General features: G+C 57.8%; 10 protein-coding genes and 1 pseudogene. 2 read left to right on the forward strand and 9 right to left on the reverse strand.

Going from position 1 to position 14044, the window contains the following annotated elements; translation table 11 throughout:
• Window positions 1-69: 69 nt before the first annotated feature.
• The 9 genes from LOZ77_RS02360 to LOZ77_RS02400 all read right to left on the reverse strand — a co-directional run bounded on the left by LOZ77_RS02360 (window position 70) and on the right by LOZ77_RS02400 (window position 11384).
• Entirely contained in the window at window positions 70-2607 is a 2538-nt protein-coding gene (locus LOZ77_RS02360) for a TonB-dependent receptor (protein ID WP_230280616.1), read from the reverse strand.
• Window positions 2608-2704: 97 nt separating this feature from the next.
• A complete protein-coding gene (locus tag LOZ77_RS02365; RefSeq protein WP_230280617.1) occupies window positions 2705-3019 on the reverse strand; it encodes a dienelactone hydrolase family protein in 315 nt (104 codons plus the stop codon).
• A gap of 26 nt (window positions 3020-3045) precedes the next feature.
• A complete protein-coding gene (locus LOZ77_RS02370) occupies window positions 3046-4296 on the reverse strand; it encodes an MFS transporter (RefSeq protein ID WP_230280618.1) in 1251 nt (416 codons plus the stop codon).
• A 103-nt stretch (window positions 4297-4399) separates the two neighbouring features.
• A complete protein-coding gene (locus tag LOZ77_RS02375) occupies window positions 4400-4756 on the reverse strand; it encodes a nuclear transport factor 2 family protein (RefSeq protein ID WP_230280619.1) in 357 nt (118 codons plus the stop codon).
• Between the two features lie 199 nt (window positions 4757-4955).
• On the reverse strand, window positions 4956-7382 hold the full coding sequence (locus tag LOZ77_RS02380; RefSeq protein ID WP_230280620.1) for a TonB-dependent receptor: 2427 nt from the start codon (window positions 7380-7382) through the stop codon (window positions 4956-4958).
• Window positions 7383-7708: 326 nt separating this feature from the next.
• On the reverse strand, window positions 7709-8665 hold the full coding sequence (locus LOZ77_RS02385) for a zinc-binding dehydrogenase (protein WP_230280621.1): 957 nt from the start codon (window positions 8663-8665) through the stop codon (window positions 7709-7711).
• On the reverse strand, window positions 8665-10032 hold the full coding sequence (locus LOZ77_RS02390; protein WP_230280622.1) for a phosphotransferase: 1368 nt from the start codon (window positions 10030-10032) through the stop codon (window positions 8665-8667). Before LOZ77_RS02390 ends, LOZ77_RS02385 begins: the two co-directional genes overlap by 1 nt.
• 84 nt (window positions 10033-10116) lie before the next feature.
• Window positions 10117-10554, reverse strand: a complete 438-nt coding sequence (locus LOZ77_RS02395) for a limonene-1,2-epoxide hydrolase family protein (RefSeq protein ID WP_230280623.1) — start codon at window positions 10552-10554, stop codon at window positions 10117-10119.
• Window positions 10555-10571: 17 nt separating this feature from the next.
• Window positions 10572-11384, reverse strand: coding sequence for an SDR family NAD(P)-dependent oxidoreductase (locus LOZ77_RS02400; protein ID WP_230280624.1), 813 nt, complete (start codon window positions 11382-11384; stop codon window positions 10572-10574).
• A gap of 291 nt (window positions 11385-11675) precedes the next feature.
• On the opposite strand from LOZ77_RS02400, the gene LOZ77_RS02405 reads away from it, so the two are divergent.
• Complete coding sequence (locus LOZ77_RS02405) at window positions 11676-12899, forward strand: cytochrome P450 (RefSeq protein WP_230280625.1); 1224 nt, start codon at window positions 11676-11678, stop codon at window positions 12897-12899.
• Between the two features lie 92 nt (window positions 12900-12991).
• Window positions 12992-13249 (forward strand): annotated as a pseudogene (locus tag LOZ77_RS02410) (ATP-binding protein); the annotation flags it as partial.
• Window positions 13250-14044 lie beyond the last annotated feature (795 nt).

Consider the following 14044-nt stretch of genomic DNA (forward strand, 5'->3'; position numbering starts at 1 on the left):
GAAAGGGAGCGAACCGAAGTCCGCCCCCCTGCCGGTCCGCTTAAAGCCGGACCGCTTACATGTCAGTGATCAGAAGCTGTACTTGGCTTCCACGCCCCATGTGCGCGGCGGCCCCAGATAGAGGCTGTTGTAAGGTGCAGCAGGCAGAATCACGGAAACGCCGGCCTGATATTCAACATCGAACATGTTCTTGAGATAGAACCCAAGGTCGAAGCCGGAACCGCCGATACCCTTCAGGTCAATGCGGCCATTGGCCAGCGAATAGCCTTCCAGCTGGAAACCCTGCTGCCCGCCGTAATCGGCGGTCATATAGAGATCTCCGCTAAAGATCAGGTCAGCATCTGCCGGCTTGACCGGTGCGATCCAGCTTGCGCTGAACGTACCGGCGAATGTCGGGGTCAGCTTGTTGATCTGCCCCCTGCCAAAAGAGCCCACATTGGGTCCAAGTTCTCCATTGGTGTTTACTGGCAACTGCTTGTCGATGTCAGTCTGGGTTATCGCGCCGTTGAAACCGAGGGTGAAGTTGCTGTCGGGCGAGACGCTGGCGTCGATCTCCACACCATAGATGCTGAGGTCGGCGGCGTTGATGATGAGCGACGACGGCGGCGCATCCAGTGTTCCACGTGGGAAGGTAAAATTGCCCGAATTCGACAGGAACTGCGTTGCATTCTCATACTTCGAATAGAACGCAGCCACGTTGATCCGGCCGCGCCCGCCGCCGAGATTGAAATTCAGCTTCTCGCCGATTTCCACGTCGGTCACGCGTTCCTGCTTGATCGTCTGGTACCCGGTAAGATCGACACAGGATGTCGAATAGTTCCCCGAAGGACAGGTCACCGGATCGGATTCGAACAGCGGGAAGTTCAGGTTCTTCGGACGGACGCCGCGACGGCTGGTAATATAGACCATGAAGTCTGGATTCACCTTATAGTCGAAACCGACGGTCCAGGTGGGATAATCGTCCTTTACCGAGGAGCGACCGAAACCATCGCTGAATTCGGTCGGCGTGCCGACACGGTCCGCAATATTCTGCTTACACTCGTCGAAAGAAACCGATTCAAACGTCGCCGCGTTGCCCGGATTATAGCAGAACTGTGCCTTGTCCCAGCTGTAGCGACCACCGACGTTGAAATTCAGCTTTTCGCTAAGCGGAATCGTGAACTGGCTGTAGATCGCAAAGCTCTGGTTCTTGACGTGCGTCGTCGTGGGCGGAATGCGGCCCAGCGAAGAGAAGGTGGTGAACTGATCGCCTGAAGGACCGGCCGGACCATCGACGCTGTAATATGCGCCGAGAATCCCGTTGAAGCCGCTGTCACTATCGTAGATGAGCTGAAGGTCGTTATCGATATAGTCGCGCACATAGCGCTGTTCGGCATAATAAACGATAAACGGTTGGGTGACGAGCCCACCCAGAAACGGATTGGAAAATCCGCCTTGGTCGAGGATCGGCACGGCGCCCGTGTTGATCCCTTGATCGTTTGTATTTTTGCGATAACCGAAGATGTTGCGGATCGAAAGGCTATCGCTCAAATCCACATCGGTCGTGTTCACGACAGCGATCGACTTGCGATAGGCGCGGCCGCCGTTGATGCCGCCATCAAATGCCCCGCGCGGATTTTCTTGAGCGTAGTCGGCTGCCAGATCAGCGAGAGCGACAGCAGTAGCTGCCCGGGCCGGATCACCCATCAGGGGCAGGAAGGCCGTGTTCTGGAATGGCGCGAAGTCGGCCTTGTAAAGAAACAGGCCTGCCGCTCGTTCATCCGCTTTAAAATATTCGACCACGGTGGTATTCGAAATTCCATCGGTCGGCTGGATCGTCAGCGAAGCGCGGACGCTGTCATTCTTGATGTTATCGAACCCTGGGTAGCTGTCTGCATTCGGGTCGGTGACCCCCAGCGCCTGAACCTCTGGAAGGGCGAAGAAATCGGCGTCGAGTGAACGAATTCGTTCATCCTGCCGGCGAATCTGCCCCGCGACGCGCAGTGCGACGGAGCCGGGGATGATCGGGATATTGAGCGCGCCTTCCAGAGCGCGATAATCATACCGGCCATAGGTGCCACGGACATAGCCTTCGAAGTCGTACAGGTCCGGCTGCGCAGTGTTGACAAGGATCGCGCCGCCAAGCGTCGATTTCCCGAAAAGCGTTCCCTGTGGCCCTTTCAAAACCTGGATATTCGCGATGTCGTATGTCGGGATGCTCGAGCCGAGGCTGGGGATCGCGATATTGTTGAAATAGGTGACCACGCCGGGTGTCGTGAGTCCGACGGGAAGCTGCCCGATGCCGCGAAGGCTGACGTTGGTCGTGCTCTTGCCGCCTTCGGAATTGAAGTTCAGACCCGATGCGATCGATCTGACTTCGGCCAGTTCCTGCACGGTGCTGCGTTCCAGCGCCTGATCGTCGAACGCCGTCACAGCAACTGGCACGTCTTGCAGTCGTTCAGCGGTACGGCGCGCGGTTACAATGATTTCGCCTTGCCCTGCGGGTGCAGATTCGGCGAGTTGCACCTCGGCAATGTCCTGATTTTCAATGTCCTGCGCGTGCGCGGGAAGCGCGATTGCAAGGGCGGCGCTAGACGCCAACAGAGCAGGATGAAGTAATTTACTCATTGACCATCTCCCATGGAATTAAGATTTCTGTGTCTGTTGCGGTGGTAGATAGGTCGAATGTCTCGGCGTTGACCTATCTTAAGGTGGGGACCCTTTTTTATTGGTCATTGGGGGGGATTTGCGTGAACTCGCGGCTGATGCAGGCGCGCGCCACGGTCAACATGGCCTTACCGGCGCCGGGCATCTCACCGTCGCGTCCGAACAAGGAGGGCATGTACACGGTCAGCCCCGCATCGCGGACCCAGCGAGCAAAACGCGCCACATAGAGTGTGATCCCGGGAATTTCGGAGATCACGATCACGGCGGGACTGCTTCCGGCCACATACACGGTCTTGGTCTTCCCCAGGAGCGTCAATTGACGCTTGTAGAAATCGTCTAGCGGGTCACCGATCTCGGGAAGAAATTCTCGCATGTTTCCCTTCCCCCTTGCGGAACCTGCTAATCTGCCACAGGCAATTCCGTGCCCTGTTGTCCGATCCGGATGGACCGCGTAGCCAGCAGAAGGTGCAATCCCCCCCAAGCTACGAAGATCATCGCAAAACCGATGCCCCAAGCAACGCCTCTCGTCCCGCCTACCGCTTCACTTACGGCGCCAATCAGATATGTGCCGGCGCCCACCCCGATAAGGTTGGCCCCCAGTTGCACCAGCGATACAGCCAAACCGCGCAGGCGCGGTCCGGCCTGGTGTACGATCACGGAATAGACCGGCCCGTTATAGGATGCGCTGAAGAAGCCGCACATCAGCATGGCCGCGATGACCTGCGCCAGATTGCCGAAATACACCGTTCCAAGTCCCGTGAGCGCGGTGGCAAAGGGGATCATCGCCCCGAACAGAGCGGTCCGCACGGGATTGAAACCGCCTTTATGCCGGTTCAGCTGATCCACCGCCCATCCAGCTGCAAGGCCGCCCGCCGAACCGAGCACCCCATATGATATCGCGATGAGCAGTCCCGCATCGGCAATCGGAAAGCCATGCACACGAATGAGAAATGTCGTCAGCCATGTACTCATCCCATAGATGCCGGTGGCGATCAGGATGATTGCGAAGATGCAATGGGCAAGTCCCGGTCGCGCCAGCAATTCGCCAACGCGGGAACGCAGACCGGCCTCCGACGCAAGTTCGTTGCTGGCCGGATCTTCGCTGGCGTCCATGCCCCCACGCACCGGTTCGCGCACGCCGAACAGCAGGACCGGTGCCAGCAGGATCCCGGGAATACCAGCCGCGATGAATGCCCAGCGCCACCCGAAATTCTGTACGATCGCGCCGCCCGCGACGAAGGCTATCGCCAAACCAACACCCGAACTGAGATACCAGATGCCGATTGCGGTAGCGCGGCGGTTCTTGTCGAAATAATCGCTCAGGATGGAAATACCCGTGGGTGATCCGGCCGCTTCAGAAACCCCAACCACGGCCCTGCTGGCGAACATCGACCAAAATCCGACCGCAAGACCACATAACGCGGTCGAGGCGCTCCAGATGGTCAACGCGGCGGCCATGATATTGCGCCGATTGAAGCGATCGACCGCGACGCCGAACGGAATCGCGGCCATCGCAAAGAAAATGCCATATGCAAATCCCGCAAGAACGCCGAGCCGGCCATCGCTCAATCCGAACTCCCTACCCATCGGTTCAAGGATCAGGCCGATGATTGCCCGGTCGATGCCATGGGTCGTCTGAACCGCCGTCAAAATGGCAAGAACGCACCAGCTATATGCGGGGGAAGGGGCCGCCGACTGAGGTGGCTCTCCGGATTTCATCGAAGTTCGCCTGTCGTTCGCTTTCCTTGGGCACTCACTTCGCGGGATCCCTGTGGAAATATCTTACGCGCAGACTATCCCTGTCGGTATGATAGGTTTCGATGCTGGGCAGAACCGTTTGGCCCGTCTCGCCTGCAATGATGTTATGCACCAAGGCCGCGGCTTCGTTGCCGTTGACCAGCAAATGCACGAGTTCGGTTGTGCAGCTTGGGCCGTATGTTTCCCACATCTCTTGGACAGCCGCTGTGCCTTCAATGGGTTCGCTGCCGACATATTCGACCGTGAAGCCGCCAGGACCCAAAGCCTCGAATGCAGCTAACACGCCGCCAAGGTTCTTGGAATTCCACTCGCTATAGATCGCGCGTATATGCGGTTCCATCTCTCTATTCATTGGACACTCCACTCCAAACTACTCAAGCCGGCATCGCGCTCGCCGGTGCAAATCGCGGTCGTATTCTTAATTTTTATTCAGGATGGATGGCACCGAGCGGCGATGAACCTTTCTTAAGAAAGGCACATCACTGCGTTCGATTCCTGCGAGAACCTGGGCGGGCGTTGCAATAGCAACCGTACGCCTAGGCCAAGCGATGCTAATTTCCGAAGGAAACCCGCAGTTCGACACCATACGTGCGGGGCGCGCCATAGAACCCGCTATTGATCCCCAGCGCGTTCGATCCGACGTTTGAAGAGGCCAGATAGTCCTTGTCGAAGACATTTCGCATGAAGAACGCGGCATCGATCGAGCTACCGGCAATGCGTTCAACGTCCAGACGGGCGTTTACGAGGTCATAGGCAGGCAGGATCGCGTCAGAGGAGCTTACCTTGCTGGAGTGGTAGTAGTCTGCCCCCAACTTGAACGTGCCGAACGCGTCCGGAACCGGCAGGGTCCAGTCTAAACCGGCGGTCACCGTGGTCGTCGGCACAAGGTTGAAAGGCACTTCCGGGGTAGCGAGATAGGCGGCGAGAAATGGCTCGACGGTAAGCGAGCGCGACTTCAGGTCGAGGAATGTGGCTCCGATATCGAAGGAGAGGGACCGGCTGGGCGCGGCCCGAGCCGACAGGTCGATACCTGCCACACGTGTCTTGCCCGCATTAACTAGCAACGTGCCGCCACTGGGGTCGTTAGAGGCATCGCAATCGCCATCCGGCGAAGAGAAGGGGGGATTGGTTCCACCCGGCCCGGTACCGCATGCGGCATTGGTATTCAGGCCGGAAATCGGCACCTGTACGTTGTCGTACCAACCGATAAAGGGTGACGCGTTCAGTCGGACGCGCAGGTTTCCCGCTTCGAAATCGGAACGAACGCCCGCTTCGAGGTCAGTAACTTTTTCCGGCGCAAAGGACTGGTAAGGCGTCAGGAGCCCCGCAAGTGTTGGCGTGTTAATGCCGCCTGCGCGGTAACCGCGGCGGGTGACTACATATAAAAATAGATCCGGGTCGATCTGCCAATCCAGACCCAGCGTCCACGTCGGTGCCTTGGACGAGGTCTTGTTGATACTTGAATTGACGATATCGCTCGTTCCGGTACGGCATTCCGCCGGAGAGACTTCCGGCTGGTTCGTGGTGCCGCCGCCGACGCAAGCCTCGATGTCGTCCCAAGTGTACCGGAACCCCGCGTTGAGACGCAGCCCATCTGTCACACCATCCAGCGACAGGCCGAGATTGGCGAAGAGCGCCTTGCTCTCTTCTGTGTAGAAGCTGTAGTTGAATGGCGCGTCCGTAATGCCCGGAAGGATAAACACGGGAATATAGGATCCGCTCGGCCCGACCGGCTTGCTTTTCAGATAGAAACCGCCAACCAGCCAGTCCAACCGGTCGTCGATCAGCTTGCCCTTGAACTGCACCTCGTTGGAGAACTGTTCGACGTCAGACGTTTGTCGCCCCCCGACCACGGTAACGGGAAGTCCGGCCGGAATTGCGCCTGAGCCGTCCGAAATAAGAGTTGGCAGGCCATCGACACTGGAGAAATAGTCGACATCGGTACTGCGGTACCCGAAGATGTTCACGAAACTGACGTCAGGTCCAAATTCGACTTCCGTCCGGTTGGTCACGCCGATCCGCTTTACGCGTTCGAAGGCATCGACATCCGAATTGATAACCCGCGGCCCGCGAGCCTCTTGCAGAGCCAACTGCTCTTGTGCGGCCGCCAGTGTACCAGTGGCGGTCAGCGCGTTGGGTCCATCCAGTACGTTGTAGAGCACCGACGCGCCGCCGGTGGAACGGTTGCGGTAGTAATCGAAAATCGTAGTGTTGCTGAATCCGTCAAAAGGTTCGAGCAGGAGGGACGCGCGGAATGCGCGCGAGTTTAAATCGTCGGCATCGTCGCCGATGCCGATGTTCTTCGTCCACCCGTCACGCTTCTGGTACTGCCCCGCCACGCGCAACGCGGCGATGTCGGCGACCACCGGAATGTTCAGAGCGCCTTCCAGGATGCGCGAATCGTAGTTACCGTAAGTCGCGGTCACGTAGCCGCCGATGTCGTAATTCGGAGCTGTCGGGTAATAGAGGATCGCGCCGCCGGTAGTGTTACGGCCGAACAAGGTGCCCTGAGGGCCCTTCAGCACCTGCACCGACGAGAGGTCGTAAGTCGGGATGCTGGACCCAAGCGTTGGCGCGGGCACCTCGGCGAAATAGCTGATTACCCCCGGCGCGCTGTTCCCCGCGAGCGCCTTTGATTGACCGCGGATCGAAAAGTTGGTGTTTTCGCGCCCTCCCGAACCGGCAAGAAATATGCCAGGGGTTTTAACCAGCAGATCCTGTGTGTCGCGGATCGTGGCGCTGCGCAGGGTATCGGCATTAAATGCCGTGACTGACACGGGTACCGACTGGATGTCCTCTTCGGTACGGCGAGCGGTAACGACGATCTCGTCCCCGTATCCTAATTCTTTGGCAGAGCTGTCGTCGTCCCTTGCCTGATCGTCCACCGTCGCGTCTTGCGCGAAAGCCCCTTGGGCGGCGATAGTGGTCGAAAGCAGAACGGAAACGACAGTGCGAGTGGATAGGGTCCTGATGCGCATCGATACCTCCCTTTGGCGGTCGCTATCGCCGCCTTGGGTTTGATGTGCACGGGGCGGCTACCATTCTGACCTATCGGGGGGAGGGGTTGTCCCCGGCACGATCAATCGGCGCCATCATCGTCGAAATTGTAGACAGTTACGTCGGGAAGGGCGCGGATCGCCTGGTACGTCAGGCGCTCTGGAGCTACAGCACCTGTAGCTTCTATTGGAATGTTCTTGCGGGCAGCGTCTCGCGCAGCTTGGGCGTATCGGCGATCCGAAAAAGGAGAGCCAGCACATCGACACCGTGGGGCTTCAATTCGGCCCAGGCATGGGGTTATTCCTGTTTATTGGGCGATGGAATTGCTGTGCGATCGGGAGGCTTGGTCCACATGCAGCACCACCTTGCCGTGAGAACTGTCACTCAGCAGCGCCCAGGCTTCGGCAATGCGTTCGAGTGGGAATGACCGAATTGACACCGAAAGCTTTCCTTCTCGATGCCATGCAATCAAACGGTCGAAAGCGGCGCGGCGCTCGGCGACCGGTCTCTGCCCGGTGCCAATTCCGTGAACCGACTTGCCGACCAGTTCGGCCAGCGAGACGTTGAGGTGCATGCCGGCTCCGACGCCGATGCTCATCATGCGCCCTCCCGCCGCCATCGCGCGCACCGCCGCTTGGGCAGGAGCGCCGAATACGCAGTCGAGAACAATTTCAAATGGACCGGCAACGCTCAGTGCGGCGTCGTCATTCCCGGTTCCTATTTGGACGACCGCGTCGGCGATACCGCGGTCGATCAGGATGGACAGCGCATCGGCGCTACGTCCCGCGCCCACAACTCGCCCTGCACCCAGTTGCCTCGCCACTTGCAATGCGATCTGGCCAAGCGGGCCGGTTGCGCCCAGCACCAGTACGGTTTCCCCGGGCTTCACCTTGGCCTCTTGGAGGGGGATCAGCGCGCCGGTTCCCGAAATGGCTAGCGAAATAGCCTGCTCTGCTTGGACATCTTCGGGCAACGGCCAGATTTCCTCGTCAGCTACTGCAGTCCACTCGCAGGCCGAGCCATAGCCCGCGATCGAGTGCCCGAAATAAACGCGTCGACCGTACTCAAGAAAACCGACGCCTTCGCCTCCGATAACATAGGGGGGACTGGGCGGATTATAGTCGCCCTTCGACCGCATGATGTCGGTCGGCTGTAACCCGGCCGCAAGAACGCGCACAATCGAGGTGCCCGGCTGCGCGGGGGGAGCCGGAAACTCTCTGATTACCGGATCGCCGCCCAATTCACTGATGATCGCTGCCAGCATCAGCGGGTCTGCGGCAGTCGAACGTTCAGCGCAGCTTCGCCGATGGAAGTCGGCCCGAACACTTGAAGCCGCCGTCCCTCGATCCGGGCTATCAGTTGGATCAGCGCCATGTCTTGATCAGGTCCGGCTTCCAGAACGCGATGTTCCAGCGCAGCCTCTGCGCTGGGCCAGTCGGCGAAGTCTTCTCCCAACAACTGCGTTACATCGGCAATATCCTGCCTGACGACCTCCGCCCCGTAGGCATCAGCACGCTCCGCCCACTCCACAAGTTCGAGGGCTTGAGCCCTTTGGGACCCCGCGAGCTCATCCGACGGGGTGATCGAGCCGACTGTATCGGCAAGCTTGGCCATCAAGGCAGCATGATCGCCCTTGCGCCCTGGAAGTTCGGGGAGATCCGGCAAGGGAACGTCGGCGAGCTTCGACAGGGCCAACAGGATCGAACGGCGCAGGGCGAGATCGAACTGCAGGTAGACGGAGTGGGGATCAGCCGGTTCAGGGCTTGCCACCGTGCCGGTGAACTGCATCGTACCGAGCAGCGAGAACTGAAGCACATGGAAAAGGATCGCGTCGTGATCCACCGGCTGTCCGCTCGCTTCCTCGTAATATCGCACGAGTTCGGGCAGCGGTGCGCCTAACGGCTCAATGGTATTGCGCATGCCCATTGTGGCAAGGTCGACCATGGGGTCGCCGATCATGCTGAATTCGAAATCGTAGAGCTTGGTCATCTTGCCGTCCTCGACAAGAAACTGGCCCGAATCGAACTGGATAAAGCTGGCCTTGTCGCGGTGGCGAGGGACGTTGCGGCGGATCCACTGGATGACGAACTCGAGCAGCGGCTCGGGCCGTGCTTTCGTGCGCCTGTACTGCGGCATATATGCCTCAAGCCCAACCAAAGCGATGGCTTGAGCGTCTTCCGGTCGGTCCATACCGATAGCGACAAATGGCTCAAGGGGCAGGGCGTGCATGGCGGCCACGGCCTGCATGTATTCACGTCCGACGTTGCGTTTCTCATCGTCGGTCAAATCGGATAGGTCCCGTGTGCCCTTGATCGATTCCATAACAATGCATGGCGGGTCAGCGACATAAGCATAGACCTGCGGCACGGGGATGCCGTGATCATAGAGCACCTCGATTATGTCGGCCTCCCGCTTCAGGTCCGGAAAGATCGCGACATTGCCGCCCCGGTCTCCGCGGAGGTGGATGGTCTCGGTCGCTCCTTCCTTCTCGACCGTCACAAACCACGCAGGCCGCCAGCGGACTTGCCGCTGGGAGGAAACAATGCGACCGCCGACTGCCTCCTCCACCACAAGGTGAATGCGCGCCAATGCGTCATCACTGTAGGCCGGATCGCCATGCGTAGAGCTCATGTCGCTGGGTCCTTGGATAAGCTGGGCAATCCGGCACAATTCGCTGCAGCTTAGCGTTCATGCCGGCGCCGTATCATGACGAACCTAGGCAGAAAGTTCGTCGGTTCCGGCAAAATCCTGACTCACGCCCATCTTCTTCGTCAGATCGGCCATGTCGAGATACTCGCGCCACTTCGCGATCTTGCCATCGTCGTCGAATTCGTAGATCGCGACCATCTGGTGCGGGCACCAATTTCCCATGATATAGGCGGTATCCGAACGTTCCTGCATCACCATGCGTTCGTTAGACAAGATGTTGACTTCGTTGCATTTATTATGCGTGGCGACTCTACTTTGCTGCTCGATCTCCTTTCGAAGCGCTTCCTGTCCTTTGATGACCGGTCCCCCCGGCACCCATAGTTGCCACTCGGCATCATCGGACATCATCGACAGGATCTTATCGATGTCGGGCTTGGTTTCCGCCGTGCCATCGCCCCATGCGGCGTGGAATTCGCGGACATAGTCTTCCTGCTTCTTGCCCATGAGGCGATCTCCCGGTTTCAGGCCTTTGCCTGCATCTTGCGTGTAACGCTTATGAAAGGAACGGTGCAGCTCTGGCCGCCGTCCACCGAATAGAGCTGTCCATTGACATATCTCGACTCGTCGGAGGCGAGGAAAAGCGCCATGGCGGCAATATCCTCTGACTCCCCGATGAAAGGTGTATTGAGTACATCCATGAAAGCCTCGTCCATTTCGGGCGTGGACCATTTTATCTTGGACGGGGTCTGGGTAGGGCCAGGCAAGATTGCGTTGCTTCGGATCCCTTGTTTGCCATAAGTCGCGGCGATTGCCTGAACGAACCAGTTCAACGCGGCCTTTGACGATCCGTAGCTGTACGCCGTGACGTCTCCGCCGAGCGAACTGCCCGACGACGTCGCGATGATGGATCCGCCGCCCTGTTCCAGCATATAGGGAATGGCGAACTTGCTGGCCATCACCGCGCCGATCACGTTCACCCTTAGATTGGCGAGAAATATCTCCGGGTCGAAGGCCAGAAAGTCGGCATCGCGCATCGCCATTTCGGAGTTCACGAACAGGGCGTTGTTGAACAAGACGTCGACCCGCCCAAATTGCGAAACGGTTGTATCGATCATAGTCTTGGCAGCTTCGGTATCACTGATGTCCACCGTCATCGCCATCGCCTGACCGCCGTTGGCAACGATCCTATCGGCAACGCGCCTTGCACTTTCCGCGACGATGTCGGCGACAACGACGGTCGCGCCTTCCGAAGCGAACATCGTGGCGCTGGCATCGCCGATTCCGCTGCCACCGCCGGTCACGATCGCGACCTTACCTTTTAGGCGATCCATCATCCTCTCCGTATGCCGCTCCTGCTTATCGCGGAAAGTGCGTGCCCTTAGATGGTATGCAACCTACCCGATGGCCGGTTGCTGTTGGGGCTGAACGACGATGTTGGTGCAACGGCACGATGTGGTTCGGCTGCGCATACCTATCTTAAGAGAGGTTTTTACCTGGGGCGTGAGGGCACATCGTCGGCCGCTATAGGACGCGTCAATCTTCAGTCGCGCAGGCCCGCAAGATGTCGGCAGGGTTATCGATGACCCGAAGCGGCGGCAACAAAACAAGAATGGTGGAGAACTCGGATGGCTAGCGCTGCAACCCAGGAAATCCCGGCCCATGTACCCGCCAAAAAGGCGATGCGCCTTCCGTTTTTCGCACGTGAGGAAGTCAAGGACTGCCCACAGGAAAAGATGATCCCCGAAATGCACAAGTCTCTGGGGCCAATCACCTATGTCACGAACATTTTCCCCGGCGACAAGCCGGGATGGCTACTTACCGGCTATCAAGACACGATGGCACTTCTGCGCGATCCCGAAAATTTTACCAAGAACGGGATGGGGCAGTGGTCGCAAAGCATCGATGAAAACTGGCTGGTGGTGCCTACGGAAATTGATCCGCCGAGCCACAACTTCTATCGAAAGGCGCTCAACCCCCAATTCTCGCCGCAGAAGATGGCGGCAATGAAGGACGATCTGCGTCGCCGCGCGCATGACCTTATCGATGTATTTAAGGGCCGCGGGTCCTGCGACTTCGTCAAAGAGTTTTCGGAACGCTTCCCGATCTTCATCGTGCTCGATCTTCTGGGTTTGCCGCAGGATCGGATGGCCGAATTCCTCGTCTGGGAAAAGGACATGCTGCACACCAATGACTGGGAAGTGCGTGTCGCCGCGGTAGGGCAGGTGGTCGATTATCTTCGCGGCGAAATCGCCGACCGCCGTGCCAATCCACGAGACGATTACATCACCCGCATCTTCGATTTCGAGGTCGACGATGGCCGTAAATGGAACGACGAGGAAGTGCTTGGCCACTGCTTCAACCTGTTCCTCGGCGGCCTCGACACGGTTACGACGATGCTTGGCAACATCTTCTGTCATCTCGCACGCCACCCCGATCAGCAGAAGGAACTACGAGAAAATCCGGACAAGATTGTCCTGGCGGTCGAGGAGTTCCTGCGGGTTTATGGTCCAGTTACGGCATTCCGCATCGCCACGCGCGAACTGGAAATACATGGTCAGAAAATTATGCCGGGTGAATATGTATCGGTCTGCACCCCTGTCGCCAATCAGGATCCCGAACAACACCACAACCCTTCCGAAGTGCGCTTCGACCGTAAGGCTCCTCACATTGCACTTGGCGGAGGCATCCACAAATGCCTCGGCATGCATCTTGCCCGGTTCGAGCTTCAGACGGCGCTTGAGATCTTTCTCGCTGAAATTCCGCAGTTCCGGTTCAAGGACGGGTTCGAGCCGTCCTACTTTGTCGGCAATATAACCTTTGTCCCGCGCCTCGAACTGCAGTGGAATTGAACAGATTGATCAAGCGTCTGCCTGCCTAAGTACTCATCGAGTTCTGTGAGCACTACGTTCATGCGATGCGTTCTTTTTCAGCATCAGCTTGCTCAGCTGTCGTTTCTCCAAGCCAGCCCTTCGGCGAATGGAACCGCGTCTTCCCGGACCCGGCAATGACGCTCGCCGCAGTCGACAGGCTCGTGCATCACGCCACGATTTTCGAGATGAACGTCGAAAGATACCGCCGGCGAACGGCTTAGGCCCGCCGCACCGGGGCTGGACGTCCTGCCGCTTATACCACGTCCAAAGTCCTCGAGACCATCCGCGACAATCAGGATAAGAACGAGGCCCTAGCCAGCGATAGTTAAAATCGGCACTAAATGACGCGCCGCGACAATCACATTCTCATCCTGATTGACGCGCAATCCTCATCCTGTTTGTCGCGCTACCGTTCGCTATCTGTGCGTCGCTATCGACGATGCTCTCACCCTATCGAAGCGAACTGAAGTTAAGCGAGGATGCTGGCCCTTTGCGCTGCGTCCCAAGAGGTCAGTAGAGCTTGTGAACGAAGCAAGCTTTTAGTTACGTGATTCTGAATCCGAACATCCGCTTAGTCGGCATCGCGGCCCTTCGATCGATCAACGGTCGGACGAGAGACTTCTAGGACCTTTGGGGCGATCCGACTGTCCTTAAATGTACATGGACGTCCAAAAACTTTGGGGGCATATTTGGGGGCAAACGCGGGGGCTGAAATATAAAAAATCGTTGTTAATCAGTCTATAAATTAAAGTTTTCGAATCCCACCCTCTCCGCCAGTTAACATATTGAAAAATAAGTATAATATTTCTTACTAGAATTGACAGTTAAAAAGTCGGATCTGGTAAGGAGAGAAGTTCATACTTTAAGTCAGTATGTTAACCATGTTCGGCCAATCGGCACCAGTTGGGGGCACATATGGGGGCATCAAATTGCAAAAATGGGGGCACTGGCAGTTTTTCCATAGCTGCTCGTTATCTCAGGTTGCATTGCCGAACCTTATACAGACCAAAATCGGCTTAATCGCGTGATGTGGGTTCGAATCCTGATCGGGATTCGAATTGAGATGCTTGGGAAAGACCTGCACCGAGTCACATCTTTCGCTCGCTTTTGCGGCAGGGATGACC

The sequence above is a fragment of the Croceicoccus sp. Ery15 genome (assembly GCF_020985305.1).
Classification (GTDB): Bacteria; Pseudomonadota; Alphaproteobacteria; order Sphingomonadales; family Sphingomonadaceae; genus Croceicoccus.

Excerpts from the sequence above, each read along its gene's own strand:
- LOZ77_RS02360 (WP_230280616.1), bottom strand. The coding sequence starts at position 2,607 with ATGAGTAAATTACTTCATCCTGCTCTGTTGGCGTCTAGCGCCGCCCTT.
- LOZ77_RS02365 (WP_230280617.1), bottom strand. The coding sequence starts at position 3,019 with ATGCGAGAATTTCTTCCCGAGATCGGTGACCCGCTAGACGATTTCTAC.
- LOZ77_RS02375 (WP_230280619.1), bottom strand. The coding sequence starts at position 4,756 with ATGAATAGAGAGATGGAACCGCATATACGCGCGATCTATAGCGAGTGG.
- LOZ77_RS02380 (WP_230280620.1), bottom strand. The coding sequence starts at position 7,382 with ATGCGCATCAGGACCCTATCCACTCGCACTGTCGTTTCCGTTCTGCTT.
- LOZ77_RS02385 (WP_230280621.1), bottom strand. The coding sequence starts at position 8,665 with ATGCTGGCAGCGATCATCAGTGAATTGGGCGGCGATCCGGTAATCAGA.
- LOZ77_RS02390 (WP_230280622.1), bottom strand. The coding sequence starts at position 10,032 with ATGAGCTCTACGCATGGCGATCCGGCCTACAGTGATGACGCATTGGCG.
- LOZ77_RS02395 (WP_230280623.1), bottom strand. The coding sequence starts at position 10,554 with ATGGGCAAGAAGCAGGAAGACTATGTCCGCGAATTCCACGCCGCATGG.
- LOZ77_RS02400 (WP_230280624.1), bottom strand. The coding sequence starts at position 11,384 with ATGATGGATCGCCTAAAAGGTAAGGTCGCGATCGTGACCGGCGGTGGC.
- LOZ77_RS02405 (WP_230280625.1), top strand. The coding sequence starts at position 11,676 with ATGGCTAGCGCTGCAACCCAGGAAATCCCGGCCCATGTACCCGCCAAA.